This is a genomic window from Sphingomonas sp. (assembly GCF_024508665.1).
Taxonomy (GTDB): Bacteria; Pseudomonadota; Alphaproteobacteria; order Sphingomonadales; family Sphingomonadaceae; genus Sphingomonas.
Window position 1 is genome coordinate 136,822 of the sequence record NZ_JANINP010000004.1, and the last position, 26,591, is coordinate 163,412.

The 26,591-nt window shown below is 63.3% G+C and carries 24 protein-coding genes; 19 read left to right on the forward strand and 5 right to left on the reverse strand.

Annotated features, from left to right (window positions below):
- Window positions 1-15 precede the first annotated feature (15 nt).
- Window positions 16-1,575, forward strand: a complete 1,560-nt coding sequence (locus Q0L25_RS07845) for an NAD(P)/FAD-dependent oxidoreductase (RefSeq protein ID WP_296613115.1) — start codon at window positions 16-18, stop codon at window positions 1,573-1,575.
- Window positions 1,576-1,578: 3 nt separating this feature from the next.
- On the opposite strand, the gene Q0L25_RS07850 is transcribed toward Q0L25_RS07845, so the two are convergent.
- A complete protein-coding gene (locus tag Q0L25_RS07850) occupies window positions 1,579-2,484 on the reverse strand; it encodes a diacylglycerol kinase family protein (protein ID WP_296613117.1) in 906 nt (301 codons plus the stop codon).
- Between the two features lie 107 nt (window positions 2,485-2,591).
- Entirely contained in the window at window positions 2,592-3,065 is a 474-nt protein-coding gene (locus Q0L25_RS07855; protein ID WP_296613120.1) for an Hsp20 family protein, read from the reverse strand.
- Between the two features lie 237 nt (window positions 3,066-3,302).
- On the opposite strand from Q0L25_RS07855, the gene Q0L25_RS07860 reads away from it, so the two are divergent.
- The 15 genes from Q0L25_RS07860 (at window position 3,303) to Q0L25_RS07930 (ending at window position 21,986) form a co-directional block, all read left to right on the forward strand.
- Window positions 3,303-5,804 carry a TonB-dependent receptor gene (locus tag Q0L25_RS07860; RefSeq protein WP_296613121.1) on the forward strand — a complete coding sequence of 834 codons (2,502 nt, stop codon included), beginning with the start codon at window positions 3,303-3,305 and terminating at the stop codon, window positions 5,802-5,804.
- A 613-nt stretch (window positions 5,805-6,417) separates the two neighbouring features.
- A complete protein-coding gene (locus Q0L25_RS07865) occupies window positions 6,418-7,674 on the forward strand; it encodes a lipoprotein-releasing ABC transporter permease subunit (protein WP_296613402.1) in 1,257 nt (418 codons plus the stop codon).
- Entirely contained in the window at window positions 7,667-8,365 is a 699-nt protein-coding gene (locus tag Q0L25_RS07870; protein WP_296613122.1) for an ABC transporter ATP-binding protein, read from the forward strand. The genes Q0L25_RS07865 and Q0L25_RS07870 overlap by 8 nt, the downstream gene beginning before the upstream one ends.
- 179 nt (window positions 8,366-8,544) lie before the next feature.
- On the forward strand, window positions 8,545-9,024 hold the full coding sequence (locus tag Q0L25_RS07875; protein ID WP_296613124.1) for a glutathione peroxidase: 480 nt from the start codon (window positions 8,545-8,547) through the stop codon (window positions 9,022-9,024).
- Between the two features lie 83 nt (window positions 9,025-9,107).
- Complete coding sequence (gene dnaE / locus Q0L25_RS07880) at window positions 9,108-12,623, forward strand: DNA polymerase III subunit alpha (protein WP_296613126.1); 3,516 nt, start codon at window positions 9,108-9,110, stop codon at window positions 12,621-12,623.
- A gap of 77 nt (window positions 12,624-12,700) precedes the next feature.
- Window positions 12,701-14,293: a long-chain fatty acid--CoA ligase gene (locus Q0L25_RS07885; protein WP_296613403.1), complete on the forward strand. Its 1,593-nt coding sequence runs from the start codon at window positions 12,701-12,703 to the stop codon at window positions 14,291-14,293.
- Window positions 14,294-14,338: 45 nt separating this feature from the next.
- Window positions 14,339-15,070, forward strand: coding sequence for a pyrimidine utilization protein B (rutB, locus tag Q0L25_RS07890; protein WP_296613127.1), 732 nt, complete (start codon window positions 14,339-14,341; stop codon window positions 15,068-15,070).
- A gap of 4 nt (window positions 15,071-15,074) precedes the next feature.
- The gene (gene rutC, locus Q0L25_RS07895) at window positions 15,075-15,458 is read left to right on the forward strand and encodes a pyrimidine utilization protein C (protein WP_296613128.1); all 384 of its coding nucleotides are present in this window, start codon (window positions 15,075-15,077) and stop codon (window positions 15,456-15,458) included.
- Between the two features lie 144 nt (window positions 15,459-15,602).
- Window positions 15,603-16,400 (forward strand): pyrimidine utilization protein D, encoded by a 798-nt coding sequence (rutD, locus tag Q0L25_RS07900; RefSeq protein WP_296613129.1) that lies wholly within the window; start codon window positions 15,603-15,605, stop codon window positions 16,398-16,400.
- Between the two features lie 12 nt (window positions 16,401-16,412).
- Entirely contained in the window at window positions 16,413-17,474 is a 1,062-nt protein-coding gene (rutA, locus tag Q0L25_RS07905; protein WP_296613130.1) for a pyrimidine utilization protein A, read from the forward strand.
- Between the two features lie 79 nt (window positions 17,475-17,553).
- Window positions 17,554-18,783, forward strand: coding sequence for an MFS transporter (locus tag Q0L25_RS07910; RefSeq protein ID WP_296613132.1), 1,230 nt, complete (start codon window positions 17,554-17,556; stop codon window positions 18,781-18,783).
- Window positions 18,784-18,892: 109 nt separating this feature from the next.
- A complete protein-coding gene (locus tag Q0L25_RS07915; RefSeq protein WP_296613134.1) occupies window positions 18,893-19,087 on the forward strand; it encodes a hypothetical protein in 195 nt (64 codons plus the stop codon).
- A gap of 203 nt (window positions 19,088-19,290) precedes the next feature.
- Window positions 19,291-20,838, forward strand: coding sequence for a DUF389 domain-containing protein (locus Q0L25_RS07920; protein ID WP_296613135.1), 1,548 nt, complete (start codon window positions 19,291-19,293; stop codon window positions 20,836-20,838).
- Window positions 20,839-20,966: 128 nt separating this feature from the next.
- Window positions 20,967-21,311, forward strand: a complete 345-nt coding sequence (locus Q0L25_RS07925) for a DUF4168 domain-containing protein (RefSeq protein WP_296613137.1) — start codon at window positions 20,967-20,969, stop codon at window positions 21,309-21,311.
- A gap of 57 nt (window positions 21,312-21,368) precedes the next feature.
- Window positions 21,369-21,986: an SCO family protein gene (locus tag Q0L25_RS07930; protein WP_296613404.1), complete on the forward strand. Its 618-nt coding sequence runs from the start codon at window positions 21,369-21,371 to the stop codon at window positions 21,984-21,986.
- Here Q0L25_RS07930 and Q0L25_RS07935 read toward each other — a convergent pair.
- Window positions 21,983-22,921: a cytochrome c oxidase assembly protein gene (locus Q0L25_RS07935; RefSeq protein WP_296613139.1), complete on the reverse strand. Its 939-nt coding sequence runs from the start codon at window positions 22,919-22,921 to the stop codon at window positions 21,983-21,985. The genes Q0L25_RS07930 and Q0L25_RS07935 overlap by 4 nt on opposite strands.
- A 65-nt stretch (window positions 22,922-22,986) precedes the next feature.
- Between Q0L25_RS07935 and Q0L25_RS07940 the strand changes: the two genes are divergently transcribed.
- Window positions 22,987-24,012 carry a cytochrome c oxidase assembly protein gene (locus tag Q0L25_RS07940; protein ID WP_296613141.1) on the forward strand — a complete coding sequence of 342 codons (1,026 nt, stop codon included), beginning with the start codon at window positions 22,987-22,989 and terminating at the stop codon, window positions 24,010-24,012.
- A gap of 27 nt (window positions 24,013-24,039) precedes the next feature.
- Here Q0L25_RS07940 and Q0L25_RS07945 read toward each other — a convergent pair whose 3' ends face one another.
- Window positions 24,040-25,110, reverse strand: a complete 1,071-nt coding sequence (locus tag Q0L25_RS07945) for a PA0069 family radical SAM protein (RefSeq protein ID WP_296613142.1) — start codon at window positions 25,108-25,110, stop codon at window positions 24,040-24,042.
- 53 nt (window positions 25,111-25,163) lie between these two features.
- Here Q0L25_RS07945 and Q0L25_RS07950 point away from each other — a divergent pair, with 53 nt between their 5' ends.
- Window positions 25,164-25,505: a VOC family protein gene (locus Q0L25_RS07950; protein WP_296613144.1), complete on the forward strand. Its 342-nt coding sequence runs from the start codon at window positions 25,164-25,166 to the stop codon at window positions 25,503-25,505.
- 47 nt (window positions 25,506-25,552) lie between these two features.
- Window positions 25,553-26,062: a YbjN domain-containing protein gene (locus Q0L25_RS07955; protein WP_296613146.1), complete on the forward strand. Its 510-nt coding sequence runs from the start codon at window positions 25,553-25,555 to the stop codon at window positions 26,060-26,062.
- Here Q0L25_RS07955 and moaB read toward each other — a convergent pair whose 3' ends face one another.
- Window positions 26,063-26,590 (reverse strand): molybdenum cofactor biosynthesis protein B, encoded by a 528-nt coding sequence (gene moaB / locus Q0L25_RS07960; protein WP_296613147.1) that lies wholly within the window; start codon window positions 26,588-26,590, stop codon window positions 26,063-26,065.
- Window position 26,591 lies beyond the last annotated feature (1 nt).

Below are 26,591 nucleotides of genomic sequence, written 5' to 3' on the forward strand. Positions count from 1 at the left end.
AGAAGGAGAGGCACCATGGCAAATGCGATCGCGGCCGAGGTCGGCGTGGCGCCGGCGGAGCATGTCGATGTCCTGATCGTCGGCGCAGGTATATCCGGGATCGGATCGGCCTGGCATTTGCAGCACCAATGCCCCGACAAGAGCTACCTGATCCTGGAGATGAAGGACACGTTCGGGGGCACTTGGGAAACGCACAAATATCCCGGCGTCCGGTCGGATTCCGATCTCTACACCTTCGGGTATCGCTTCAAGCCGTGGGTCGGCGCCCCGGTCGCGAGCGGTGAAGAGATACTGCGCTATATCGGCGAAGTGATCGAGGAAAACGGGATTGGCCCGCATATCCGGTGCGGCCACCGCATCACCGCCTGCCGCTGGTCGAGCGAAGACAATCGCTGGACGGTGGAAGCGGTTCGCGCGTCGGACGGGGACACGGTGCGCCTGACCTGCGAATTCCTGTGGATGTGCCAGGGCTATTACGACCACGAGCGGCCCTACATCCCTGCCTGGCCTGGATTGGACGCCTATAAGGGGCAGTTCATTCACGCCCAATTATGGGACCCGGCGACCGACTATACCGGCAAGCGGATCCTGGTGATCGGCTCGGGCGCGACCGCCGCGACGGTCATTCCGGCATTCGCCGAAAAGGCGGCCCACGTCACGATGCTGCAGCGGTCGCCAACCTATTTCTTCTGCAGCCCCAATCGCAACGAACTGGCCGATCGGTTGCGCCAGATCGGCATCGACGAACCGACCATCCATCGCGTGGTGCGCGCGCAGATCATGTTTGACCAGGACCAGCTGACCAAGCGCTGCCTAGCCGAGCCCGAGGCGGTGTTCGAGGAGCTCAAGGCCCTGATCCGTGCCTATGCCGGCGAGGATTTCCAGTTCGAGCCCGATTTCACGCCGCATTATCGCGTCTGGCAGCAACGGCTCGCCTTCTGTCCCGACGGCGACATCTTCCAGGCGGTCAAGGCGGGCAAGGTCGACGTCGTGACGGACGAGATCGACCGGTTCGTCGAAGGCGGCGTCCGCACCAAGTCGGGCAAGGTCATCGAGGCCGACATCATCGTCGCCGCGACCGGTTTCCGCTTGTCGGTGATGGGCGACATCCCGTTCTTCGTCGATGGGCGCGCGGTCGATTGGGCGCAGACAGTCACCTATCGCGGGATGATGTTCACCGGTGTCCCAAACATGGCGTGGGTGATGGGGTATTTCCGCGCGAGCTGGACGTTGCGGGTCGACATGCTCGGCGATTTCGTCTGCCGGCTCCTCAAGCATATGGAGCTGAAGGGCGCGCATCGCGTCGATGTCGCGCTGAGGCCCGAAGACGAGCATATGAAGCTGCTGCCCTGGATTGACCGTGATAATTTCAATCCTGGCTATCTGATGCGGGGTCTCGACGAACTGCCTCGGCGCGGAGACAAACCCGAATGGGCGCACAACCAGGATTACTGGCGCGAGAAGGAAGAGATTCCGCAGATCGATCTCGATGGCGCCGAATTCATATATTCGGGGCGCAAGGATCGCTCGCCTAATGCAAAGGAGCCGGCGGGCACTGCGGCGGAGGCGGCCTGAGCCTTATGGTTGCGGCGCCTCGCCGGGCGTGATCACGGTCAAGGCGCCCGCCCGGATGCGGAATTCGAGCGGGGAATCGATGCGCCGGAGCTCGCCGTCAAGCGCGATTTCGATCGATCCGCTGCTCGAGCTGACGCTCAGCGTCTCGCATTCACCGAGCGTCTCGAAATCGAGCGAGCGTTCGGCGCGCCCGACCAGCGCGCGCATCGCGAACCAGATCAGCGCGGCGCGTCGTCGGTGCGCGACCGCATAGACCGACAATTTGCCGTCTGTGAGGCTGCCACGTTGGCCGACTTCGCCGCGATCGAGCGAATAGACATTGTTGCCGACGAACAGCAGCGGCGTGACGATGGCGCGTTCGCCCTTTCCCCAGTCGAGCCGCAGTCGATGATGGGGGAGGCGCTCCAGCACTGCGAGCGCCGCCGGCACCGTCGACAGCCATTTGGGCCAGCCCCTGGCACGGCGCAGACCTTCGCGCTTGCGGACCATCAACGGGTAGAGGCCGATCGATGCATTGTTGACGAAGACCTGTCCATTTACTTCGCCGACATCGATCGCAGTCGGCTGGCCGTTCACCGCGACCTTGGCGGCCTCGCTCAGATCGGCGGGAATGCCCAGATCGCGCGCCAGGTGGTTGAGCGTCCCAAGCGGCAACAGGCTGAGTTCGGTATCACTGCCCGCCAGGATCTGCGCGGCGCCTGCGGCGGTGCCATCGCCGCCCGCGACGGTCACGCGCCCTGATCTTGCTGCCGCCTCGATCGCGTGGGGGATTTGCTTGCCGTCGAGCGCCGCGACTTCGGCGGTTGCCCCCGCTTTTGCGAAGGCCTTTTCCAACTCCTGGATCAGGGCATCGCCCATTTTGGCGGCAGTCCCGCCATTCTTGTTCACGATCACGCGCAACGTCTTCATCGCCGACAGCTAACAGCGCGAACGGCATCGCCGAAACGAAAAAGGCGCCCGGACGATTGCCCGGGCGCCCGATGGCGCTTTCGAGGGAGCGAGAAAGCGCCGGTTCGTCAGGCCGCCTTGGTCTCGTCGGCCGGGCTGCTTTCGATTGCGGCGAGCGGAGCGCCCGTCTTGATCGCGATCGTCTGCGGCTTCAGCGCCTCGGGCACTTCGCGCACGAGGTCGACGGTCAGCAGGCCGTCATTGAGTCGCGCATCTTCGACGCGAATGAAATCGGCGAGCTCGAAGCGCCGCTCGAAGCTGCGCGTCGCGATGCCGAGGTGGAGATAGGCCGACTGATCGCCGTCCTTGTCCTTCTTGCCCTTGACGGTCAGCAGGTTCTGCTGCGCGACGATCTCGATCTCGTCGCGGCGGAAGCCGGCAACCGCGATCGTGATGCGGTAATGATCCTCGGCGATTCGCTCGAGGTTGAAGGGCGGGTAATTGTCCCCGCCATTTTGCCGCGCCGAGGCCTCGAGCATGTCGAACAGGCGATCGAAGCCGATCGTCGAGCGGCGGTAGGGAGTTAGGTCGAACTGTCGCATTTAATCATCCTCCATTGAGCGATGTCACACACCGACGCGACCCCGGATGGGCATCGCGTCGTCGTATATCTGGGGCATTCCGGCGCCGGTTCAAGAGTGGGCGCCTGACAAAATATCGTGGTCTTTCAAGGGTGATAAAGTTTGGCTTGCGCCGCCGCTCAGACGATCTTGCTTTTAATCCTAGCAACTCAGTGGGGATTAAGGCGTTAAATCGATCGTCTAGGGGATTACCGAATCATGCTCGCAGCGTTTCCGCTCCTGCTTGCCGCGACATCGCCGCAAAGCATCGCGCTCGCCGATACCGCCGCTCGCCCGACCGTGCCGGTAGTCGCGCCCGATGATGAAGCCGCTAACCCGCCCGTACCGGCGCCCGAGCCCCAAGCTGATCCGCAAGCGGCCCCTGCGCCGGGGGGCGATATCGTCGTTACCGCGCGGCGTCGGTCGGAGCGCTTGCAGACGGTGCCGCTCGCGGTGGCGGTGCTGAGCGGTGAGACGCTGGCCAATGCCGGTGCCTTCAACGTCAACCGCCTCCAGCAATTCCAGCCCGCGCTGCAATTCTATTCGAGCAATCCGCGCAATTCAGCGATCAACATCCGCGGCTTGGGTGCGCCGTTCGGGCTGACCAATGACGGCATTGAGCAAGGCGTCGGCCTTTATATCGACCAAGTCTATATCGGCCGCGTCGGCGCTTCCACGTTCGATTTTGTGGACATCGATCGCGTCGAGGTGCTGCGCGGACCGCAGGGAACGCTCTACGGTAAGAACACTACGGCGGGCGCGGTGAACATCACGACCAAGAAGCCCAACCTTTCGTCGCCCGAAGCCACGTTCGAGGTCAGCGCGGGCAATTACGGACTGGTCCAACTGAAGGGCTCGGCGTCGGCACCGATCGCTGACGGCAAGCTGGGCGTGCGCCTGTCGACCTCGGTGACCAAGCGTGGCGGGTCGATCTACGACACCGCGATCGACAAGAATTTGCAGAAGCAGGACAATTTCAGCGTGCGCGGGCAATTGCTGTGGCAGGCGACGCCCAATCTGGACTTCAACCTCTCGGCCGATTTCAGCCTGCAGAATCCCTATTGCTGCGTGCAATATTATGCGCGGACGGGTGCGACGCAGCGCCCGCTCAACCGCCAATATGCAGCACTGGCCGCCGCGGCTGGGTACAAACCGCCGAGCTTCGATCCGTTCGATCGGGTCACCGATCTGGACGCGTCGATCAATTCCCGCCAGGAAGTCGGCGGGGTATCGCTGGTCGGCAATTGGGATGTTGGCGGTGCGACCATCACGTCCGTCACTGCCTGGCGCTATTGGGACTGGCAGCCGGCCAATGATCGCGATTTCGTCGGCCTGCCGATCACCACCGTGTCGCAAAATCCCTCGCAACAGAAGCAATGGTCGCAGGAATTGCGCATCGCCTCTAGCGGCGACCGCAAGCTGAACTACACGCTGGGGGCGTTCTTTTTCGACCAGACGATCGATACTCAAGGATCGCAGGTACAAGGCCCTGCCGCGAGTGCTTGGCTGCTGAACCCCACCAGCGCCAACGGCAAGAACCCGCTGGTGCTCGACGGGTTGACCTCGACCAACTCGATCCATTTCAGCAATCAGAGCTTCGCCGTGTTCGGCAAGCTCAATTGGGAGGCTGCGCCGGGCTTCCACATCCAGCCCGGTCTGCGCGTCAATTACGACAAGAAGTCAGGTTTCTACGAATCTGTCGTTAGCATCCACAATGCCCGATACAATTTCGTCGCGACGGCAGATAACGTCGCGGCCTTGTTGAAGAACGGCACCGCACTCGCCGACCAGCTCAACACGCTGGCGCCGCAACGCTACAGCCCGCGGTTCAGCGCCTGGAACCTGTCCGGCGACCTGACCTTGTCCTACGACTTTTCCAAGGATATTCACGGCTATGCGACCTATGCGCGCAGCTTTAAATCGGGCGGCATCAACCTGTCTGGGTTGCCCCTCAATTCCACCAATACCGGCGTCGATCTGTCGACCCAGACGGTGAAGCCCGAGAAGGAAAATCACTTCGAGCTTGGCTTGAAGACGCAATTTTTCGACCGGCGCGTGACCTTCAACCTCGCGGGCTTCTGGACCGACATCAGGGATTACCAGGCGACGGTGAATAATGGCCAGACCACCGTCATTCGCGGGTACCTTGCCAATGCGGCACGGGTGCGCGTACGCGGCGTCGAATTCGACTCGTCCTTCCGCCCAAGTGCGAGGCTGAGCCTTTATGCCAACGGGGCCTTCACGGACGCCAAATATGTCCGGTTCCGCAACGCGCCATGTCCTCCCGAGTTATCCGGCGGTACCGCGGCGCTTCCTGGCCAAACGCCGGCCGCGCCGGGTACGCCGGGCCTCAGCCCGTTGGTCTGCGATATTTCGGGCCAAATCCTGCCGGGCATCTCAAAATGGTCGTTCTCGTTCGGCGGCGAAGTCAACGTGCCGGTCAGCGGCGGACAGGTCTATCTGGGCTATGACGGCAGCTATCGCTCGAAATTCTCGTCCAACCCCTCGCGCTCGCTCTACACCGATATCAATGGCTATTCGCTGTCCAACTTCCGGCTCGGCTTCCGCAAGGACAAGTGGAACGTCTACGGCTGGGTGCGTAACGCCTTCAACCAGAACTATTTCGAGCTGCTCAGCACGCAATCGGGCAGCACTGGCCTGATCGTCGGACAGCCGGGCGATCCGCGGACATACGGGGGCACGTTCCGGATCAGTTTTTAGGTGACCAAAGCCCTCTCCCGCTTGCGGGAGAGGGTTGGGTGAGGGTCTTCTCTCTTCTTTTAACGACGGAGCCAACAGAAGGCCCTCTCACTGCTGCGACTAAGGCCGGCTGCGCCGCCCTAAGTCTCGCTCCTCGCCCGCAAGCGGGAGAGGGACGAGGTGAAGTTCGGGTAGAGGGAAGTGTTGGGAAAAGCGCCGACCGGCGAAGCCGCCGTCGCTCGGACCGCGGTGGGGACCCCGGCGGCCGTTTGGGGCGATGCGCTGTGCGCAACGGCTCGAAGCTTGCGCTGCTCACCTTCGCCCAAAACAAACGCCCGGGCCGTTTCCGACCCGGGCGCCTGCGTGACGATTGCTCGTCAGCCCCCTTGTAACTTCCGCCCGCGCGCCTCTTTTAAGGCGGAGCTGGAAGCGATCCCCGAACCACGGCCATTGACCTGCGTTTCGCGAAGCAAACTGCTAGGCGGCGACTGGTGTCTTGTCATCGCCAAACAACGGGTCGCCGCACGATTGCGGCAGGCGTGTGTCGAATCCGCCACAGCACCGCCTTGGTTGCCAGTAATCGCGATACGCCCTAGGCACCCGACAATCCGGGGCGGATCGCGAGGCCTGATTGATTCTCCTGTCGAGCTACGAACGCCTGATCGCCGGCCGCTACCTGCTGCCGGGCAAGGGCGAGCGCTTCATCGTCCTTGTCGCCGGGTTTAGTCTTGGCGCCGTCATGCTCGGGGTCGCGGCCCTGGTCATCGTGATGAGCGTGATGAACGGCTTCCGCGCCGAACTGTTCGACAAGATCGTCGGGCTGAATGGCCATGCCGTGATCCAGGGCTATGGCGGGCGTCCGCTCAACGACTGGCGGCAATTGCTAGCGCGCGCCAAAGCGACGCCCGGCGTTACCAGCGCGGTGCCGATGATCGAACAACCGCTGATGATGACCAATAACGGTAGGGCGGAGGCGATTATCCTTCGCGGCCTGACGGTCCCCGATATTCGCGGCAATTCGACGATCGCTGGCCATGTCGTCGCGGGTGATCTCAACAATGTCACCGCCGGCAGCAATCGAATCGCCATCGGATCCCGACTGGCCGAGACGCTAGGCGTCGATATCGGCAGCCAAGTCACTATCTGGAACCCGGCGGGGCAATCGACCCCGTTCGGCACGGTGCCTCGCATGGTATCCTATACGGTCGGCGCGATCTTCGAGATCGGCGTCTACGATTACGACAAGGCCTATGTCGTCATGCCGATGGAGGATGCGCAGACCTTGCTGCTGCTCGATCCCGACACGGTGGGGATGATCGAGGTCAACACCAGGGACGCCGATCAGGTCGGCCCGATCCTGGCGCCGCTGCGGGCATCGCTCGGCCAGACCGCGGCCGTCAGCGACTGGCGCCAGATGAACGCGCAATTGTTCGAGGCGCTGGCAATCGAACAGGTGTCGATGTTCGTGATCCTGTGCATCATCATCCTGGTCGCGGCGTTCAACATCGCCTCGTCGCTGATCATGCTGGTTCGCGCCAAGACGCGCGATATCGCGATCTTGAGGACGATGGGCGCGCCGCGCGCGGCGATGGTCCGGATCTTCATCACCGTCGGCACCACGATCGGCGTTCTCGGCACGATCGCGGGGCTGATCCTCGGTTTCGTCCTGCTCTATTTCCGGCAGCCGATCGTTGACTTCGTGCAGAAGCTGTCTGGGCAAAATCTGTGGGACCCTTCGATCCGCTTCCTGACGGAGCTGCCGTCCAAGCCCAATCCGGTCGAGATCGCGATGGTCGTCGCGATCACCTTGCTGCTGACCTTCCTCGCGACGCTCTATCCGGCCTCGCGCGCGGCCAGCACCGATCCGGTCCAGGTGCTGCGCTATGAGTGAGCCAGTCCTGGCCACGACCGGCCTGACCCGCAGTTTCGAACAGGGCGGCGAGACCATCCACGTCCTGCGCGGCGCCGACCTGTCGATCGCGCCCGGAGAGATCGTCGCCCTGCTCGGGCCATCGGGATCGGGCAAGTCGACATTGCTGCAAGCCGTCGGCTTATTGGAGGGCGGATTCGGTGGATCGATCCGCATCACCGGCATCGAGGCCGCGAAGATGAGCAGTTCGGAGCGGACCGCCACGCGACGCGACAAGCTCGGCTTCATCTATCAATTCCACCACTTGCTGCCCGATTTCAACGCGGTCGAGAATGTCGTCCTGCCGCAATTGGTAAAGGGAGCATCTCGCGCCGACGCCGATGCGCGCGCAGCGGAGCTGTTGACGACGCTCGGCCTCGGGCATCGCCTGACGCACCGGCCGAGCCAATTGTCGGGCGGCGAGCAGCAACGCGTCGCGGTCGCCCGCGCGCTCGCCAACCGGCCTGCCTTGATCCTGGCTGACGAACCCACCGGCAATCTCGACGAGGCGACTGCGGAGATCGTGTTCGACGAATTCCTCCGGCTGGTTCGGCAGGAGGGATCGGCGGCTTTGGTCGCCACGCATAACGAGCGGCTGGCGGCCCGGATGGACCGCGTCCTGCGGCTGCAGGAAGGGCATTTGAGTTCAGGCAGGATCTCGACGACCACGTGAGCGAACTAGCGAATTCCGGCAACGCTTGGGCGCGCGGATGGACGGGTCATCCGCGGCCATGTCATCCTCAACGATGGTCATTATCGCGACAGCGTGCTCTATTCGATCCTCGAACACGAATGGCCCGGGGTTAAGCGCAACATCGCTGCCTTGATGGCTCGATATGAGGGGAAGGGCGCATGACCGCGATCACCGATTTCCACGTCAAGGCGGCGGATGGCAGCGACGCCGACCTCTCGGCTTATGCCGGCAAGGTCCTGCTGGTCGTCAACGTAGCCTCGAAATGCGGCTTCACTCCGCAATATGAAGGGCTGGAAGCGCTCCATCGCAAATATGCCGACCGCGGGTTCGAGGTGCTGGGCTTCCCGTGCAACCAGTTCGGCGGGCAGGAGCCGGGGGATGCCGAGGAAATCGCGAACTTCTGTTCGCTGACCTATGACGTGACATTCCCGGTCTTCGCCAAGATCGACGTCAACGGATCGGGCGCCGACCCGCTGTACGGCGAGCTCAAGAAACAGGCGCCCGGGTTCCTTGGCACCGAGGGCATCAAGTGGAATTTCACCAAGTTCCTGGTTGGCCGCGACGGCCAGGTGGTTGAACGCTACGCGCCGACGACCAAGCCGGGAGACATTGCGGCGGATATCGAAAAGCTGCTCTAACCGGTCGGCTCGCCCACGAAAGTTGTGGGTAAGCGGATGGTCCAGGGTGGTCATTCGCGCGCTCGCGCCTTAGGTTTGCGGCCATGCCCCATTCCGGCTTCGTGCCCCTCCGGATCTTTTCGTCCTATACGATGCTCGACGGCGCGATCGAGCCCAAGGCGATAGCAAAGCGCGCGCGCGAATTGGGCTTCCCCGCCGCCGCGGTGACCGACCGTAACGGCCTGTTCGCGGCGATGTCTTTTTCAGGCGCGGCAAGCGATGCCGGGGTGCAGCCGATCATCGGCACGATGTTGGGATTGGCGCGCCCCGATCTGCCCGAGGGGCAGGCGGTGCAGACCGACTGGATCGCGCTCTACGCCCAGGATGAGGCGGGCTATCTCAACCTTTGCCGTCTGGTCAGCGAAGCGCATCTCGGCCGACCGCTCGATCTCGATCCCCATGTTGATTTCGCGACCCTCGAAGCCAATTCGGCGGGACTGATCGCGCTGACGGCCGGCGGCGAAGGCGGTGTCGCCCGCTTGTTCGCCGAGGATCAGCCGGAGGGCGCCAGCGCCTATGTCGACCGGCTGCAGGCGATTTTCGGCGACCGCCTCTATATCGAGATCGCCCGCCGCTTCGATCCAGTCGAGGCGAAGGCCGAGGCCGAATTGCTTGACCTTGCTTATGCGCGGAACCTGCCGATCGTCGCGACCAATCCGTGCTGCTTCGCCGAGGAGGAATTTCTCGAGGCACATGACGCGATGCTGTGCATCGCCAATTCGTCCTATGTCGCCAGCGACGACCGACCCAAAAGCTCGCCAGACGCCTGGATGAAGCCGGCCAAGGACATGCGCGCCTTGTTCGCCGATCTGCCCGAAGCGATCGCCAATACCCTGGTCGTGGCGCAGCGTTGCGCGGTCGCGGCACCCAAGCGCAAGCCGATCCTGCCCAGCCTGGCGGGCGACCGCGACGGCGAGTCCGCGATGCTGCGTGAGCGGGCGCGTGAAGGTCTGCAGAAGCGGCTCGACCGCATCGTCGAGCTCGGCAATGCAGGCGAAGGCGATTGGCAGCAGCCCTATCGCGACCGCCTCGAATTCGAGCTCAATGTAATCATCCAGATGGGGTTTCCGGGCTATTTCCTGATCGTCGCGGATTTCATCCAATGGGCGAAGGCGCACGATATCCCCGTCGGGCCGGGCCGCGGTTCGGGCGCAGGCTCGGTGGTCGCCTGGGCGCTGACCATTACCGACCTCGACCCGATCAAGCTCGGATTGCTGTTCGAACGCTTCCTCAATCCGGAACGCGTGTCGATGCCCGACTTCGACATCGACTTCTGTGAAACCCGGCGCGGCGAAGTGATCCGCTACGTCCAGGCGAAATATGGCCGCGACCAGGTCGCGCAGATCATCACGTTCGGGACGATGAAGGCACGCGCGGTGCTCAAGGACACCGGCCGCGTGCTGCAGATGAGTTACGGCCAGGTCGACCGCCTGGCCAAGCTCGTCCCGAACTTGCCGACCGACCCCTGGACGCTCGACCGTGCGCTCAACGGTGTCAGCGAGCTCGCCGCCGAATATCGCGGCGACAAGGACGTCCGCCATCTGTTCGATCTGGCGATGAAGCTCGAAGGGCTGCCGCGCCACAGCTCGACCCATGCCGCCGGCGTGGTGATCGGCGACCGCCCGCTCGCCGATCTCGTCCCGCTCTATCGCGATCCGCGATCGGACATGCCGGTCACGCAATTCGACATGAAATATGTCGAAGGCGCCGGGCTGGTGAAGTTCGACTTCCTGGGCTTGAAGACACTGTCGGTGCTCAAGAAAGCGGTACAGCTGCTCGCCAAGCGCGGCATTGCCTGCGACCTCGACGCGCTGACCTGGGATGACGAAGGCGTCTACAAACTCCTCCAGAAGGGCGACACGGTCGGCGTGTTCCAGCTGGAATCGGAAGGCATGCGCCGCACGCTGTCGGCGGTGCGACCGTCCAATTTCGGCGACATCATTGCGCTCGTTTCGCTCTATCGCCCGGGCCCGATGGACAATATCCCGAGCTTCGGCAGGCGCAAGAACGGGCAGGAGCCGATCACCTATCCGCATCCGCTGCTCGAGCCGATCCTGGCCGAAACCTACGGCATCTTCGTCTATCAGGAACAGGTGATGCAGGCAGCCCAGGTGCTGGCGGGCTATTCGCTCGGCGGCGCCGACCTGCTGCGCCGCGCGATGGGCAAGAAGAACCAGGCGGAGATGGACGCGCAGCGTGCTACGTTCGTCGAAGGCTGCGCGACGCACAACAAGATCGATGCCGCCAAGGCCAACGAGCTGTTCGACTTGATCGATAAATTCGCCGGCTATGGTTTCAACAAGTCGCACGCCGCGGCTTATGCTTTGCTCGCCTATCAGACCGCCTGGCTGAAGGCGCATCATCCGCACGAATTCTACGCCGCGTCGATGTGCTACGACATCCATCTGACCGACAAGCTGGCGATCTTCGTCGACGACATGCGGCGGCTGGACGTGGCCATCCTGCCGCCGGACGTGAACCGGAGCCTGGCGGAGTTCGACGTGGAGGTAAACGCCCCTCCGTTGGAAGGGGAAAAGGAGCAACTGGCCGTCCGCTACGCGCTCGCCGGGCTCAAGTCGGTCGGCGAGGGCGCGATGGAGAAATTGGTCGAGGAGCGCGACGCGTCCGGGCCGTTCGACAGCCTCGATGCCTTTGCCCATCGCGTCGACCCGCGCCTGCTCAACAAGCGCCAGCTCGAAACATTGGCGGCGGCGGGAGCGTTCGACGCGATCGATGCCAATCGCGCCGGTATCCATGCCTGCGCAGAAACGATCCTGGCGACCGCGGCCCGGGTACACGACCAGAAGAATAGCGGGCAGGGCGGCCTGTTCGGCGAGAGCGAGGCATCGGGCACCCACATCAAACTGCCGCTGTCGGCACGGTGGAGCCTGGCCGAGCGGATGGAGCAGGAAAAGGAGGCATTCGGCTTCTATTTCTCGGCGCATCCGGTCGACCGCTTCACCCAGCTCGCGCGGATGCATGGCGCGCGGCGCTACGCCGATTTGGGCGATATGCAGATCCCGGAAAGCGGCCGCGCCGGCGCGGTGATGGCGGCGATGGTCGAGGACACGCGCTGGCGGACCTCGGCCAAGGGCCGGCGCTATCTGATGGCGACCTTGTCGGACCCGTCAGGCCAGTTCGTCGCAACGTGTTTCGACGATGCGGTGGCGACCGAATTGGAGGAAGCGGCGCGCAACGGCGGCTGCGGCCTGATCACGGTGGAGCTCGATCGCCGCGCGGGCGAGGAACAACCGCGCGTTACGGTCAAACGCATCCAGCCGTTTGACGAATTGGCCAGTTCCACGCGGATGAATCTCGATATCGTGGTGGATGATGGCATAGCGATCCCCGCGATCGGTGCCTTGTTATCCGAGGCCCGCGGCGCGCGCGGCGAAGCGCGCTTGAACGTTCCGTTACCCGCGGGGGGGACGGCAACCATTCTGATTGGGCGCGATTTTCTGCTCGATCCCGAACTCGCCGATCGCATTGCGGCGCTCCCGGGAGTGCGATCCGCCGAGGTCGCAATCGCACCGCCGCAACGGCTGGCATTGGTTGGCTAGCGGACGCGGCCCCTAGACTCGACCGCTTCGGACGGAATAACACTCTTCAAACATCGAGTATGGAGAGTGGGATGCAGATGGGTGCGATGCAGGATTTCGAGTTGCGCGTGATGCGGCTGCTCGACCATGTTGCTCGCGAGCATCCGGGCCGGGAGGTCGTGACGCGTTGGGTCGACGGCCGGGAAACGCGCAACGACTGGGCCGGCATCCACCGCAATGCCCGCAAGCTCGCCCAGCGGCTGGAGAAATGGGGTATCAAGCCGGGCGATCGCGTCGCCACGCTGGCGATGAACCATGAGCACCATTTGACGTCCTGGTATGGCGCGATGGGAATGGGCGGCGTGATCCATACGATCAACCCGCGGCTGTTCGACGAACAATTGATTTACATCGCCAACCATGCCGAAGATCGCGTGCTGTTCTACGACAAGCAGTTCCAGCCGCTGGTCGATCGACTGAAGCCGCATTGGACGTCGATCGAGCGCTACGTCGTCTTCGACGATCTTGGCCCGGAGGGCTTCCAGGCTCTGCTCGACGCCGAGGAGGGCGATTATGTCTGGTACGAAGGGCCCGAGCGCGAGCCCTGCATGATCTGCTACACCAGCGGCACAACGGGCAATCCCAAAGGCGTGCTGTACGAGCACCGCTCCACCGTGCTCCATGCGATGCATGCGGCCGAGCCCTGGGTGATGGGCCTGTCGGCGTCCGACGTGATCATGCCGATCGTGCCGATGTTTCATGCCGCGGCTTGGGGCTTGCCGTTTGCCGGTGCGCTGGCGGGCACGAAATTCGTCTATTCGCAGACCAATGATGCCGCGGTGCTGTGCGAGCTCATGAACAACGAGCAGGTGACGATCGGCAGTGGGGTGCCGACCGTGTGGCTGGCGATGTTCCAGCATATGGACGCGACCGGTGAGGAGCCGCGCTTCCTGCGCCAGATCACGGTCGGCGGATCGGCCGCACCGCGCGCGATGCTGGCGCGGTTCATGGATATGGGAATCAAGCCGCTCCACCTCTGGGGCATGACCGAGACGTCGCCGATCGCGACCGCGCTGGCGCCAGGACCGGATTGGCGCGATCTGACCCGCGACCAGCAACTCGACATCGTCTGCAAACAGGGATCGATCCCGTTCGGCGTCGAACTGCGCATCGTCGACGACGGCGGCAATGAATTGTCGCGCGACGGCGAAACGTCGGGCCGGCTGCAAATTCGCGGGCCGTGGGTGGTCAAGCGCTATTTCAAGGCCGAGCAGGACGCGGTGGAGACTGGCGGTTGGTTCGACACCGGCGACGTCGCGGTCCTGCATCCGAACGGCACGATGCAGATCACCGACCGGTCCAAGGATGTGATCAAGTCGGGCGGCGAGTGGATCAGCTCGGTCGACCTGGAAAACGCCGCGATTGGCTGTGCCGGCGTCGGCGAGGCAGCGGCGATCGGCGTCTATCATCCCAAATGGGACGAACGTCCGATTCTGCTGGTCGTGCGCAAGCCCGGCAGTGCGGTAACCCCTCAGGAGATCAATCAACATCTGACACAGCATGTCGCCAAATGGTGGTTGCCGGATGAGATCCTGTTCGTCGATGAACTGCCGCACACCGCGACCGGCAAATTGCTCAAGACCGTGCTGCGCGAGCAATATAAGGATTATAAGCTGGCCAGTGCTGCCTGAGACCTGAACTTGCCTTTCGGCGCGCGCGGCGGCAGGCTGCGCTGAATGGACATGGTGACGACCGGCTCCGCCGGCGAGAATGGCGTGACGCTGGCGGCCCGGCCCGAGGCGCTCCGGCTCGCGCCGCATGAGACCGCGGTCGTCGTGATCGACATGCAGAACGCTTATGCGAGCGAGGGCGGCTATGTCGATCTCGCCGGGTTCGACATTTCGGGCGCCGCCGGCGTGATCGGCAAGATCGCGACCGTGCTCGATACCGCGCGCAAGGCGGGCGTCCAGGTCGTGTTTCTGCAGAACGGCTGGGACGCCGAGTACAAGGAGGCGGGCGGGCCGGGCTCGCCCAATTGGCACAAGTCGAACGCGCTCAAGACGATGCGTGCGCGACCCGAATTGTCGGGACAGCTTCTCGCCCGGGGCGGCTGGGACTACGAATTGGTCGATGCGCTGAAGCCCCAGCCCGGCGACATCTCGCTCCACAAGACGCGCTATTCGGCGTTCTTCAACTCGCAGCTCGATTCGACGTTGCGCGCGCGAGGTATCCGCAACATCGTGTTTGTGGGCATCGCGACCAATGTCTGCGTCGAAAGCACGCTGCGCGACGGCTTCCATCTCGAATATTTCGGTGTGATGCTGGAGGATGCAACGCACCATCTCGGGCCGCCGATGATGCAGGAAGCGACTGTCTATAACGTCGAGAAATTCTTCGGCTGGGTTTCCACGACGGCCGATTTCTGCGGCAGTTTCGGTCAGCTTCCCCAATCAGATAGCAAGGATTGACGTCATGGCGTTCGAGCCCATCAACCCGCCGCAATTCCCGACCCCGATCGCGCCCTATTCGGCCGGCGCCAAGGCGGGAAACACTGTCTATGTCTCGGGCGTGCTGGCGTTGGGCGAGGGGGGCGCGGTACTTCATGTCGGCGACGCCGCGGCGCAGACCCGCCACGTGCTCGACGTGATCAAGGTGACGCTCGAGGCGGCTGGCGCGACCATGGCCGACATCGCGATGAACCACATCTTCCTCAAGGACCTGGGCGATTATGCCGCGTTCAATCAGGTCTATGCCGAGTATTTCCCGGGCAACAAACCTGCGCGCTATTGTATCAAGGCCGAACTCGTGAAGCCCGATTGCCTGGTCGAGATCGCCAGCGTGGCGCATATCGGCTGATGGCGCGCCACAATCCCCCATCCCGTCCTCTTCCGTCATCCCAGCGAAAGCTGGGATCTCAAGCAATGGCGCGATCCCTTAACTACAGGACCCCAGTTTTCGCTGGGGTGACAGTGAGTTGCGTAGGGGTGACGGGGATGGCGTATGCCTGAAGCGGCTGGCCTTTATTACGAGGAACATGGCGCACCCCACGCGCCGCCAGTGATCCTGTCCGCAGGCCTGGGCGGATCGGCGAGCTATTGGGCGCCCAATATCCCGGCGCTGGCCGAGCATTTCCGCGTGATCGCCTATGACCATCGCGGGACGGGGCGCAGCGAACGTGCCTTGCCGGCGCGGATATCGGTCGACGATTTCGCCGACGATATCTTGATGCTGATGGATGCGCTGGATGTCGATCGCGCCCATTTGATCGGCCATGCGGCGGGCGGTGTGGCCGGGCTCGCCCTCGCGCTCAAGGCACCCGAACGGCTTGATCGCCTGGTCGTGGTCAATGGCTGGGCGAGTCCGGATCCGCATTTCCTGCGCTGTTTCGAAATCCGGCTCGCCTTGCTTCGGCTGGCAGGCCCCAAGGCATATCTGCGCGCGCAGCCCGTCTTCCTCTACCCGCCGAATTGGGTTTCAGGACATAGCGACGAGCTCGACGCCGAATTGACGCACCAGCTCGAAAGCTTTCCCGGCGCGGACACGATGGAAAAGCGCATCAAGGCGCTCGCCGCCTTCGATATCGCCCATCGGTTGGGCGAGATCACCGCCCGCACTTTGGTGATCGCCAGTCAGGACGACATGCTGGTCCCGCCGATCGCGGGTCAGTTGCTCGCGGCAGGAATCCCCAAGGCCGGGTTCGGACGGCCAGAATATGGCGGGCATGCGGTCAACGTCACCGATGCGGACAATTTCAACGGTTTCCTGGTCGACTGGATGACGGGCGTGATGCCGCAATAGGAGAATAAGGCGATGCAGGTCGGCGTTTTCGTGCCCATCAACAACAATGGCTGGCTGATCAGCGAGAACGCGCCGCAATACATGCCGTCGTTCGACCTCAACAAGACGATCGCGCAATCGGCGGAAAAGCACGGTCTCGATTTCCTGCTGTCGATGATCAAGTTGCGCGGGTTCGGTGGCAAGACCGAATTCTGGGAATATGGGCTGGAGAGCTTCACGCTGATGGCCGGGCTCGCCGCGGTCACAGAGAAGATCAAGATCTACGCGACCTGCCCGACGCTCGTCATTCCACCGGCCTTCGCCGCGCGGATGTGCAACACGATCGATTCGATCAGCCATGGGCGGTTCGGCCTCAACCTGATCACCGGCTGGCAACGCCCCGAATATAGTCAGATGGGCTTGTGGCCGGGCGACGAGCATTTCCGCAATCGTTACAAGATGCTCGACGAATATGCTCATATCCTGCGCGAGCTCTGGGAAAGCGGCCGAACCGACTTCAAGGGCGATTATTACCAGATGGACGATTGCCTCGTGCGGCCGAAGCCACAGGGCGACATGAAGATCATCTGCGCGGGCTCGTCGGATGAAGGGCTCGCCTTCTCCGCGAAGTGGGCGGACTATGCCTTCTGCCTCGGCAAGGGCGTCAATACGCCGACGGCCTTCGCCTTCAACAACGACCGTCTCGCCGCCGCGACCGCAAAGACCGGACGCGACGTGTCCGTATTTGTGCTCGTCATGATCATCGCCGCCGATACCGATGAGGCAGCGATGGCGAAGTGGAAGAGTTATAATGACGGGCTCGACATCGATGCGGTGCGCTGGCTGATCGACCAGGGCGCGGCCGACAAGCACAATCCGACCACCAACGTCCGCCAGCTCGCGGCGCCGGAAGGGGCGGTCAACATCAATATGGGGACCCTCGTCGGCAGCTATGCCAGCATCGCGCGGATGCTCGACGAGATGGCGGAGGTGCCAAATACCGGCGGTGTGCTGCTGACGTTCGACGACTTCGTCCAGGGGGTCGAGGATTTCGGGACAAAGGTCCAGCCGTTGATGAAGAGCCGGCAGAAATGATCCAACAAGCGCTTAGGTGTCGCGAACCGACGAAGGTCGCCGCCGCCGCTCAAGACGGTGGATGCAAAGGCGCGAAGGAGTGTCCCTGATTCGCGACGCCGTGCGATCGGGGCGCTCCAGCATCCCGCGCACGGTCTTCGCGCTCGGCTTCGTCAGCCTGTTCATGGATACGTCGTCCGAGATCATCCACGCCCTGTTGCCGTTGTTCCTGACGACTAGCCTTGGCGTCAGCGTGGCGATGGTCGGCCTGATCGACGGCATCGCCGAAGCGACGGCAGCGATCTCGAAGATATTCTCCGGTTATGTTTCGGACAGGATCGGCCGGCGCAAACCGCTTATCGTCCTCGGATATGGGTTGGCCGCGCTGACCAAGCCGTTATTCGCGATGGCCCAAGGGGCCGGGCTCGTGCTCGGCGCCCGCTTTGCCGACCGGATCGGCAAGGGGCTGCGCGGCGCCCCACGCGACGCGCTGGTCGCGGATATCACACCCGAGGCGGTTCGCGGCCGTGCCTTTGGCCTGCGCCAATCGATGGATACGGTCGGCGCGTTCGCCGGCCCATTGCTCGCCATCGGCCTCATGATCGCGCTGACCAACAACATCCGCATGGTCTTCTGGATCGCCGTGATACCGGCGCTGATCTCGGCCGCGATCGCCATTGTCTGGGTCAGGGAACCGGACGCCCGCCCGCGAGCGGCGTCAGATTCGCCGATCCAATTGCGCAGGATCGATGGGCTCGGTGCGGGTTTCTGGAAAGTCGTCATCGTCGGCTTCGTTTTCACCCTTGCCCGGTTCAGCGAAGCATTTCTGGTGCTGATCGCCAGCCGGAGAGGCTTGCCTTTGGCACTGGCGCCGCTCGTTCTGGTGGCGATGAACGCGGTCTATGCGCTGGGTGCTTATCCCGCCGGCATTTTGGCGGACCGCGTTCCGGCGAGAACCCTGCTGCGATGGGGACTGGTGAGCTTGACGCTCGCCGACGCACTGTTGGCGCTCGCTTCGCAACTGCCCCTCGTCTTCGTCGGGATAGCCCTGTGGGGCGCCCATATGGCGCTGACCCAGGGGCTGTTGAGCAAGCTGGTCGCGGACCGTTCCCCCATCGCGCTGCGCGGCACCGCGTTCGGCCTATTCAATCTGGTTACCGGCGTCGCGATGCTTGCCGCCAGCGTCCTGGCGGGCGTATTGTGGGATATCGCAGGACCGGTCGCGACCTTTGCGACCGGCGGCGCATTGGCCTTGCTGGCGCTGGCACTCGCGCTTCCCTTACTGGGCAGCGCGCCTGCGCGCCTCCGACCCACCAAGCCGGTCCCGTGAACCAGCTTCCGCCTCTGCTCGGGGAGCCGAGTCTCCGTTTGCTTGCGCGCGATCAAGGTAACGATCGCGCAGTCCGATCAGAATCGGTCCAGTCCGCTGGAGATCGGTAATGCAGAAACTGCTGATGTTTGGCCTCCACTTCATGATCGGCACGACGATCATGGGCATCTTCGTGACCGCCGCGCTGAGCGCCGGCTATGGCAACGGTCGTACGATCGTTGCCGCTGCCCTGGCCGGGTTCGTATTGGCACTGCCGGTGACCTGGTTCGTGACGCGGAAGATCACGCATCTCGTCAAGGTGTAAATTTCGTCGGTCGACCGACTGACCTTCGCCGGAAAGCGGGTCATTGAGGGTTTTCCCGGCGAGGCAGATCGCGCGCCCGTTGCGGAAATCCAACCCGGGAAACCGCAGAGCTGAACGCGGTCGTTCCCTCGATCGTCCACCGAGCGTGCACTTTTGCCCGCTCGCTCGTTGGCGAACCGAAGGGGACTCGCTAGTTTCGCTTGATGTCCCAGACCTCGACCGCGCGATCCCCAGCCTCTATTCTCGGTCGCTGGTGGCGCCTCCACGTATCCGGGTCGGTCAATCATGAGACCGTGATCGAACGGATCGTCGAGGAAAGTGGGTGGTCTCCTCGCTTTGCCTTCATGACGCTGATGTCGGCGGGCATCGCCGTACTCGGCTTGCTGCTGTCGTCACCGGCGGTCGTGATTGGTGCCATGCTGATATCGCCCCTGATGGGGCCAATTATGGGCCTCGGCTTCAGCCTGGCTCTGTTCGACTTCGCGGAGATGCGCCGCTCCGTCGCGGCCCTGGCTCTGGCCACGGCATTGGCAATCGCCTTCACGGCGATCGTCGTGCTGTGCTCTCCGCTCAAATCGGCCACCGCGGAGATCCTCGCCCGCACGCGGCCTAATCTGTTCGACCTCCTGGTGGCCTTGTTCTCGGCGCTGGCCGGCGCTTTTGCGCTGATCCGGGGGAGAGGCGAGACGATCGTCGGCGTAGCGATCGCCACCGCGCTCATGCCGCCGCTGGCGACGGTCGGATACGGGCTAGCGACGGCGAACATGGCCATCGCCGGCGGCGCATTCGCATTGTTCGCGACCAACTTCTTCACCATCGCGCTGGCCGCGACGATCATGGCGCGGCTTTACGGTTTCGGATCGCATCTTTCGGCGCAACAGGGATGGCTCCAGACGCTGTTGTTATTCGGCGCCTTCGTCGCGATGGCAGTTCCGCTCGGCATATCGTTGAACCAGATCGCCCAAGAAGCGGTCACCACCAGTCAGGTCCGGTCGGTGCTTACCGCGAGCTTCGGTGATCGGGCACGCGTGACCCAGCTCGACGTCGACTTTCAGGCTTCGCCCATCGCCATCCGTGCGGTCATCATCGTCCCCAAATCGCAATTGGTGCAAAACGCAACCCTGGTCCGCGCCATCGAGCAACGCCTAGGCAAAAAGGTGACGTTGCAGGCCGACCAGGTCTTGATCGATCCGAGCGCTGCCCCACTCGATCAGGAACGTGCCGCCTATGCCCAGGCACAGGAACAAGCCCGAATTCGCGCCGAGGGTGTCGAGATCAGCCATCTGATCGCGGTTGCCGCCGGGACGGACAGCGCGGACGTCCTGATCGATCGGGACGGGCGGCGCGCTGCCGCGGGTGCCAATGTTTTGCCGGGTATGTCGCTGGCCGGCTACAAGGCGCTCGAGGACCGGATTGCCGCCCAGGCGAGCGACTGGTTGATCACGCTGACGCCACCTCCGACGGTGGCGCTACTGCCGATCTCGTTCGACGGTGATACCGACGCGATCTCCGACGGGGCGAGGGCCGCACTCGTGATCGACGTGTGGGCGGCAAGGAGATGGAACTGGCCGGCAATGGTCGTGCCGGGACTGGTCGAGCCGATATCGGACCGATCCACTCTGCCTCAACGTCGCGCTGCAGCGATCGCCGCATTCGTCCGCGACCAAGGAATGAAAGTCGTAGCAGGGCCGGCTGAGGGAAATGGGTCGCGGGTCGTCCCAGTGCCGCCGTCAGCCGCAGCGGAGGAGTGAGCGCCTTATTGCTGGCGTGCATGCCACCACCTTCGACGGGCTGACTTTTGATCACGGCGCGTTATAGTCGCGCCGGGCGGGGGCAACCGATTGGGAGACCCATGCCGAGCCATCCGACTTTCCGCCCAATGGCGGGCTCGCTTTTCGCACTATCGCTCCTGAGCGCGGGCCCAGCCGCCGCAGTGCCGGCGATCGCCTCGCACGCGTACACGGCGAGCGAGCTGCGCAATTATGCCGAGACGCTGGTTGCGATAGTGCGCGTTCGCCAGGCGCTCGCCACGCAATTGACCGGTGCGCCGAGCGGGAGTCGCGCCCAGCTCGAGAGCGAAGCCGCCGCACAGATCACAGATATCCTCCAGCGGCACGATCTCGACAAGGCAGCGTTCAATGCCATCTCGGCGCGCGTGGAAAGCCAGCCCGGGATCAGGAGACAAGTCAACCAGATGGTTATGGATGAAGTGATCCGAGGCTAGCCCGGCCAGCCGCCCGCTGATACTGGAGCGCCGGTGGCACATAGGGGCTTGGATGTGATGACTGGCTTCGCGCGCAAGACCTCGCCGCTCGCGATCCTAGCCCTCGTGACCGTGGCTGTGGCGTCGATCGGCGGGTGCCAACCGCGCTCGGCGTGGCATGCCACCGACGTTTCGGGCGCCGTTCCGGCGCTACGTCTGTCGATGACACGGACTCGGGACGGGAAAGTCGTCAGTGCGGCCGATTACCGCGGTTCGGTGACGATGCTCTATTTCGGCTACACTTATTGCCCGGATGTCTGCCCGCTTACCCTCGCCAATGTCGGCCGGGTGCTGAAACAGCTGGGGTCCGCGGCCAACCGCGTGAGCGTGCTATTCGTCACGGTCGACCCCGATCGCGACACGCCGGCGCTGCTCAACCAATATGCCGCCGCCTTCGGTCCCAATGTCGATGCCTTGCGCGGAGACCCCGACCAACTGGCCTCCCTGGCGCGCCGGTATCGCGTCGCCTATTCGGTGACGCCCCACGGTTCGGGCGGCAGCTACGAAGTGACCCACAGTTCCGGAATCTATGTCTTCGACCGCGACGGCAACGCGCGGTTGCTGGTCAGTTCGTTGTCGACCGGCAAGCCCGACATCGGGGGCACGGCGAGCGATCTCCGGGTGCTGCTGCGCTAGCGCCCCGTCCAGGGAGCGGGCATCGTTGGCTGGTCTGCCGACCGGCGCTCCTCATTGAGGCGAAGCGCGTTCAGCACCAGGATCAACGCGACCGCACTCATCATCGCGGGTGGAATCCAGACGATCAGTCCGCCGAAATTCTGATCGTCGAGCGGCCCGATGGAGGGATAGATGCGGCCGCACCAGGCATAGAAGGTGTAGAGATCCCGGGTGGCGAGCGCGATGATAGCGCCGATCAGAATCTGCGGAAACATGATCGCGATCGCGAGCAATGCGCGCATCCCGAACGAGATTCCCGCCTCTGCGCGATCGCGCGGATCGAGAACCAGGCTCCAGAACAGCAACCCGTCTCCCACCATCGTCCAGTTCATGAACAGATAGAGGTCGGGATCGATCATCGCTCGAAAATGGACGTCGGGAATCAGCCACAAGGCGATCAACCCGACAAACAGGAAAGCGGCGATGAACGGCTGGCGAGATAGGCCGAGAATCCGGCAAATCGGCCTGGCATCGGCACAGCGGCGTATCACATCGGGCGCCCCGGCTAATATCGTCTCCCATGGCCAGGCAAGCGCGATCAGGAACGGGCCAAGGTGGTGCATGACGACGTGCTGCAGCCGGTTCAGGAAGAACATGTGCTGCGCCAGATATTCGAGTCGCGTCTGCAGGACGGCATAGATGATGGCCGTGCCGAGAAGGAATGCGGCGCTGCGCCAGCGCGCCGGCCGCCGGTTCGCCGGCAGGTTGCGCAACCCGCGACCGTACCAAAGTAGCGGAAACGCTGTCGCGTAGAACCAGGAGAAGGAAAAGTCCCAAGGTGCCCAGGCGGGCATCGATGCGGCATGGTACGTGCTCAGCCACCACAACAGCAAACTCGTGGCGACTATGACGATCGTCGCGCGATCGGCGTGACGGATTGCGTGAGAACGCATCATTCCCTTCATCGCAAACCGCGAAGGTGAAGCTGGCACAACATGGAGCGCCGCGTTAACGCATTGAAATGAGCGATCCAAGTGCGGCATTTTTCGTGTCGGGTGCAATCCCGCTCCTGGTGATCGGCACCACCTATGAACTCGGTATCCGGCGACGGTCGACCATTCGGCGGCCGGTTTCGACGCTCCGTCGCGCCATGTTCATCGCTGGCATTGCGGCTTTTCTCCTGTCGATCGAATGGCCGTTCGCCCATTGGGCACACGAGCTGTTCTCGGTCCATCAGATCGGCATCGTGGTGGCGCGCATCATCGCGCCGATCCTGATCGTGGCGTCGCGCCCCGTCGGCTCGTTGATCGCCGGTCTGCCGCGATCGGTGCGTCGCGACTTCCTCCGGCCGGGCCTTTCGTACCCGTGGGTTCGACGTATCTGGTCGCTCATCGCGACTCCACCGGCCGCGTTATCGCTCTACGTCCTTACGCTCTATATCTGGGAGCTCCCGGCGGCCCAAGCGGATGCCATCGGCGCACCTGCTGCCGGCCTGGCGATGCATTTCAGTCTGTTCCTGGCAGGCCTGCTGTTTTGGAGCCGCGTGTTCGAGCGGCGGGTGGCACCGCACGCGCCCATTCACGGCTGGCGGCTGATGATGATTCTGATCGCGGTACTCAGCCAGATCCTGCTGGGCGCCTATCTCACCAACAAAAGCGCGATCTATTATCCCGCTTATGCTGCCACCCAGCACCTTGCCGGCATATCGGCAATTGCCGATGAGCAGGCCGGCGGGTTCATGATCTGGGTGCCGAGCAGTTTCCTCTCTCTGCTCGCCCTCATCGTGGCGATCGATCGCTGGGGTCGCCACGAAACCAGGATGGACGAAAAGCGAACGCGCTGGTCGCCTTCCAACTCGGCGATCCTGCTCTATCCCGAGACAGCGCGCGCGATGCGCGCGATGACCAGGAACAAGAACCGTCGGCTAGCGATCGGCATGGCCGGATTCGTCGCGATGGTTTTCTGCGCCGCGTTCGGCAGCGCGATTGTCGGTCATCGCGTCACCCGCCGGGAGAATCTGCGGCAATATCGCTCGTTGAGGCCATAAAAGCCGCCGCGCGCCTTCAGTTTCCGCCTAAAATAACTCCCCCTGTGGCCCGTGCGGCGCGTGGAACAGATCGGTACGAACGCTCAGTCGCTCGCGGTTCAGGCCATGCTTCCTCATCGCGATCTGGAAGCGTGTTCGGAGCAGCTCTGCCCACGGTCCCGAGCCGCGCATCCTGGTGAAGAAATTGGGATCGTTGTCGCGTCCTTCGCGGATCGAATTGATGATCGCCATGACCTTGCCAGCGCGGTCGGGGAAATGCGCGTCGAGCCAGGCACGGAACAAGGGCGCGACCTCGAACGGCAGGCGCACCGGCAGATAGTTGATCGTCCGCGCGCCGCTTTCGGCCGCGCGTTCGACGATATGCTCGATTTCGTGATCGGTGATCGCCGGAATGACCGGGGCGATCGACACGATCGTCGGAATGCCGGCATCGGCGAGTCGACGCACCGCGGTCAGCCGGCGTTCGGGATGCGGCGCCCGCGGCTCGACGGTGCGCGCGACCTTCGCGTCGAGCGACGTCACCGACAGAGCGACTGCCGCCAGTCCCTTCGCCGCCATCGGAGCGAGCAGATCGATATCGCGCACCACACGGTCGGACTTGGTGGTGATGGTGAGCGGATGATCGGTTTCCGCCAAGACCTCGATACAGCCGCGAGTGATCCTCCACTCCGCCTCGATCGGCTGATAGGGGTCGGTGTTGGTGCCGAACGCGATCGGCCGGCAACTATAGCCCGGTTTCGTCAGTTCCGCGCGCAGCAGATCGGGCGCGGTCGGCTTGGCGAACAGCCTGGATTCGAAATCGAGCCCGGGTGAGAGATCGTGATAGGCGTGGGTCGGCCGCGCGAAACAATAGATGCAGCCGTGCTCGCAGCCGCGATACGGGTTGATCGAGCGGTCGAAGCCGATGTCGGGCGACTGGTTGCGCGTGATGATCGTGCGCGGCGCCTCCACCGTCACGCTGGTCCGAAGCGGCGGCGGTGTGCCGTCGACATTCTCCAGAGCGTCGAGCCAATCGCCGTCGGCGAGACGCTCTGGCAGGCTGAAGCGGGTGCTTTCGCGATTGACCGTCGCGCCGCGGACCGGACGAGCTTTTGCCATTGCCCGATCCTACGCCACACTGTAGAACATATCAAGAACAATGGAGGGATGAGATGGCGAAACTCAATTATGTCGAACTGCCGGTGCAGGACGTTGCCAACACCAAGGCGTTCTTCTCTGCCGCGTTCGGCTGGGACTTCACCGATTTCGGTCCGACCTATGCGGCGAAGATGAACGGCGAGACCGATCTGGGGCTGCAGGGCGATCGCGCCGACTGGACCGCGGCGCCGCTCGCCGTGATCCAAGTCGACGATCTCGAAGCGACAGAGGGCGCGGTGAAGGCGGCCGGCGGTACGATCACCCAGCCGATCTTCGCCTTTCCCGGCGGTCGCCGATTCCACTTCCGCGATCCGAACGGAAACGAACTGGCGGCGATGCAGGCGGATTCGCACTGAACCGCCTTGGCGGACCGACGGGCGCGGTTTAGGATTGCCGTACGCGAATGGGGGGATTGGACATGTGGGGTAAGATTTTGCTCGTTGCGGCGGCCATGGCCGCTTCCGCGCCGGCGTCGGCAGCAGATCGGATCGTCGACGTGAGCAGCGTCGATGGCGTCGCAGCTTTGATGCGCGAGGCGGGTTACAAGGCGGAGATCAAGATAGGCAAAGACGGCGACCCGTATATCCAGAGCGCGACCGGCGGAAACGATTTTCAGGTCCTGTTTTACGGCTGCAAGAACAAGGTCGGCTGCGACTCGTTCGATTTCTACAGTTGGTTCAAAAAGGAGCCGTTCTTCTCCGCGGAAATGGCGAACGACTGGAATGCCAATCACCGTTTCCTCAAGGTCGCGATCGATTCGGACGGCGATCTGTCAGAATACGCCTACATCTCCACCATCGGCAAAATGACCTACGATAATTTCAAGGACTATATTGCTTGGTACGGGTCGACCGATGCGGAGTTGGTCAAATTCGTCGCCGAGCGGCGCAAAGCGGCAGCCGGGGCGAAATAGCTATCGTTCCAGCAACCGCGGCACCAGTTCGACGAAATTGCAGGGGCGGAAACGGCTGTCGAGTTGATCCCTGAGGATCATGTCCCAGCCGTCTTTCACCGCCCCGGTCGATCCGGGTAGCGCGAAGACATATGTGCCGCCCGCGACACAGGCACAGGCGCGAGACTGGATCGTCGACGTGCCTATAGTCTGATAGCTCAACCAGCGGAACAGCTCGCCGAAGCCCGGGATCATCTTTTCGGCCACCGCCTCGACCGCCTCTGGCGTGACGTCGCGGCCAGTTACACCGGTGCCACCGGTGGTAAGGATGACATCAATCTCGGGATCCTGAATCCACGCCGCGAGCCGCTCGATGATCGTGTCGAGGTCATCATGCTCGATCGTGCGGGCGGCCAGGACATGGCCTACGCTCGTCAACCGCTCTACCAGCGTGTCGCCCGACCGATCCTCAGCGGGGCCGCGCGTATCGGAGACGGTCAGAACCGCGATCCTGACCGGTACGAAGTCCCGGCTTTCGTCGATGGGCATT

Coding starts and splice junctions, on each gene's coding strand:
- Q0L25_RS07875 (WP_296613124.1), top strand. CDS start 8,545: ATGACCGCGATCACCGATTTCCACGTCAAGGCGGCGGATGGCAGCGAC.
- moaB (WP_296613147.1), bottom strand. CDS start 26,590: ATGCCCATCGACGAAAGCCGGGACTTCGTACCGGTCAGGATCGCGGTT.
- rutD (WP_296613129.1), top strand. CDS start 15,603: ATGCCTGAAGCGGCTGGCCTTTATTACGAGGAACATGGCGCACCCCAC.
- Q0L25_RS07860 (WP_296613121.1), top strand. CDS start 3,303: ATGCTCGCAGCGTTTCCGCTCCTGCTTGCCGCGACATCGCCGCAAAGC.
- Q0L25_RS07925 (WP_296613137.1), top strand. CDS start 20,967: ATGGCGGGCTCGCTTTTCGCACTATCGCTCCTGAGCGCGGGCCCAGCC.
- Q0L25_RS07915 (WP_296613134.1), top strand. CDS start 18,893: ATGCAGAAACTGCTGATGTTTGGCCTCCACTTCATGATCGGCACGACG.
- Q0L25_RS07845 (WP_296613115.1), top strand. CDS start 16: ATGGCAAATGCGATCGCGGCCGAGGTCGGCGTGGCGCCGGCGGAGCAT.
- Q0L25_RS07855 (WP_296613120.1), bottom strand. CDS start 3,065: ATGCGACAGTTCGACCTAACTCCCTACCGCCGCTCGACGATCGGCTTC.
- Q0L25_RS07850 (WP_296613117.1), bottom strand. CDS start 2,484: ATGAAGACGTTGCGCGTGATCGTGAACAAGAATGGCGGGACTGCCGCC.
- rutC (WP_296613128.1), top strand. CDS start 15,075: ATGGCGTTCGAGCCCATCAACCCGCCGCAATTCCCGACCCCGATCGCG.
- Q0L25_RS07870 (WP_296613122.1), top strand. CDS start 7,667: ATGAGTGAGCCAGTCCTGGCCACGACCGGCCTGACCCGCAGTTTCGAA.
- dnaE (WP_296613126.1), top strand. CDS start 9,108: ATGCCCCATTCCGGCTTCGTGCCCCTCCGGATCTTTTCGTCCTATACG.
- Q0L25_RS07920 (WP_296613135.1), top strand. CDS start 19,291: ATGTCCCAGACCTCGACCGCGCGATCCCCAGCCTCTATTCTCGGTCGC.
- Q0L25_RS07950 (WP_296613144.1), top strand. CDS start 25,164: ATGGCGAAACTCAATTATGTCGAACTGCCGGTGCAGGACGTTGCCAAC.
- Q0L25_RS07935 (WP_296613139.1), bottom strand. CDS start 22,921: ATGATGCGTTCTCACGCAATCCGTCACGCCGATCGCGCGACGATCGTC.
- Q0L25_RS07945 (WP_296613142.1), bottom strand. CDS start 25,110: ATGGCAAAAGCTCGTCCGGTCCGCGGCGCGACGGTCAATCGCGAAAGC.
- Q0L25_RS07940 (WP_296613141.1), top strand. CDS start 22,987: ATGAGCGATCCAAGTGCGGCATTTTTCGTGTCGGGTGCAATCCCGCTC.
- Q0L25_RS07955 (WP_296613146.1), top strand. CDS start 25,553: ATGGGGGGATTGGACATGTGGGGTAAGATTTTGCTCGTTGCGGCGGCC.
- Q0L25_RS07930 (WP_296613404.1), top strand. CDS start 21,369: ATGACTGGCTTCGCGCGCAAGACCTCGCCGCTCGCGATCCTAGCCCTC.
- rutB (WP_296613127.1), top strand. CDS start 14,339: ATGGACATGGTGACGACCGGCTCCGCCGGCGAGAATGGCGTGACGCTG.
- Q0L25_RS07885 (WP_296613403.1), top strand. CDS start 12,701: ATGGGTGCGATGCAGGATTTCGAGTTGCGCGTGATGCGGCTGCTCGAC.
- rutA (WP_296613130.1), top strand. CDS start 16,413: ATGCAGGTCGGCGTTTTCGTGCCCATCAACAACAATGGCTGGCTGATC.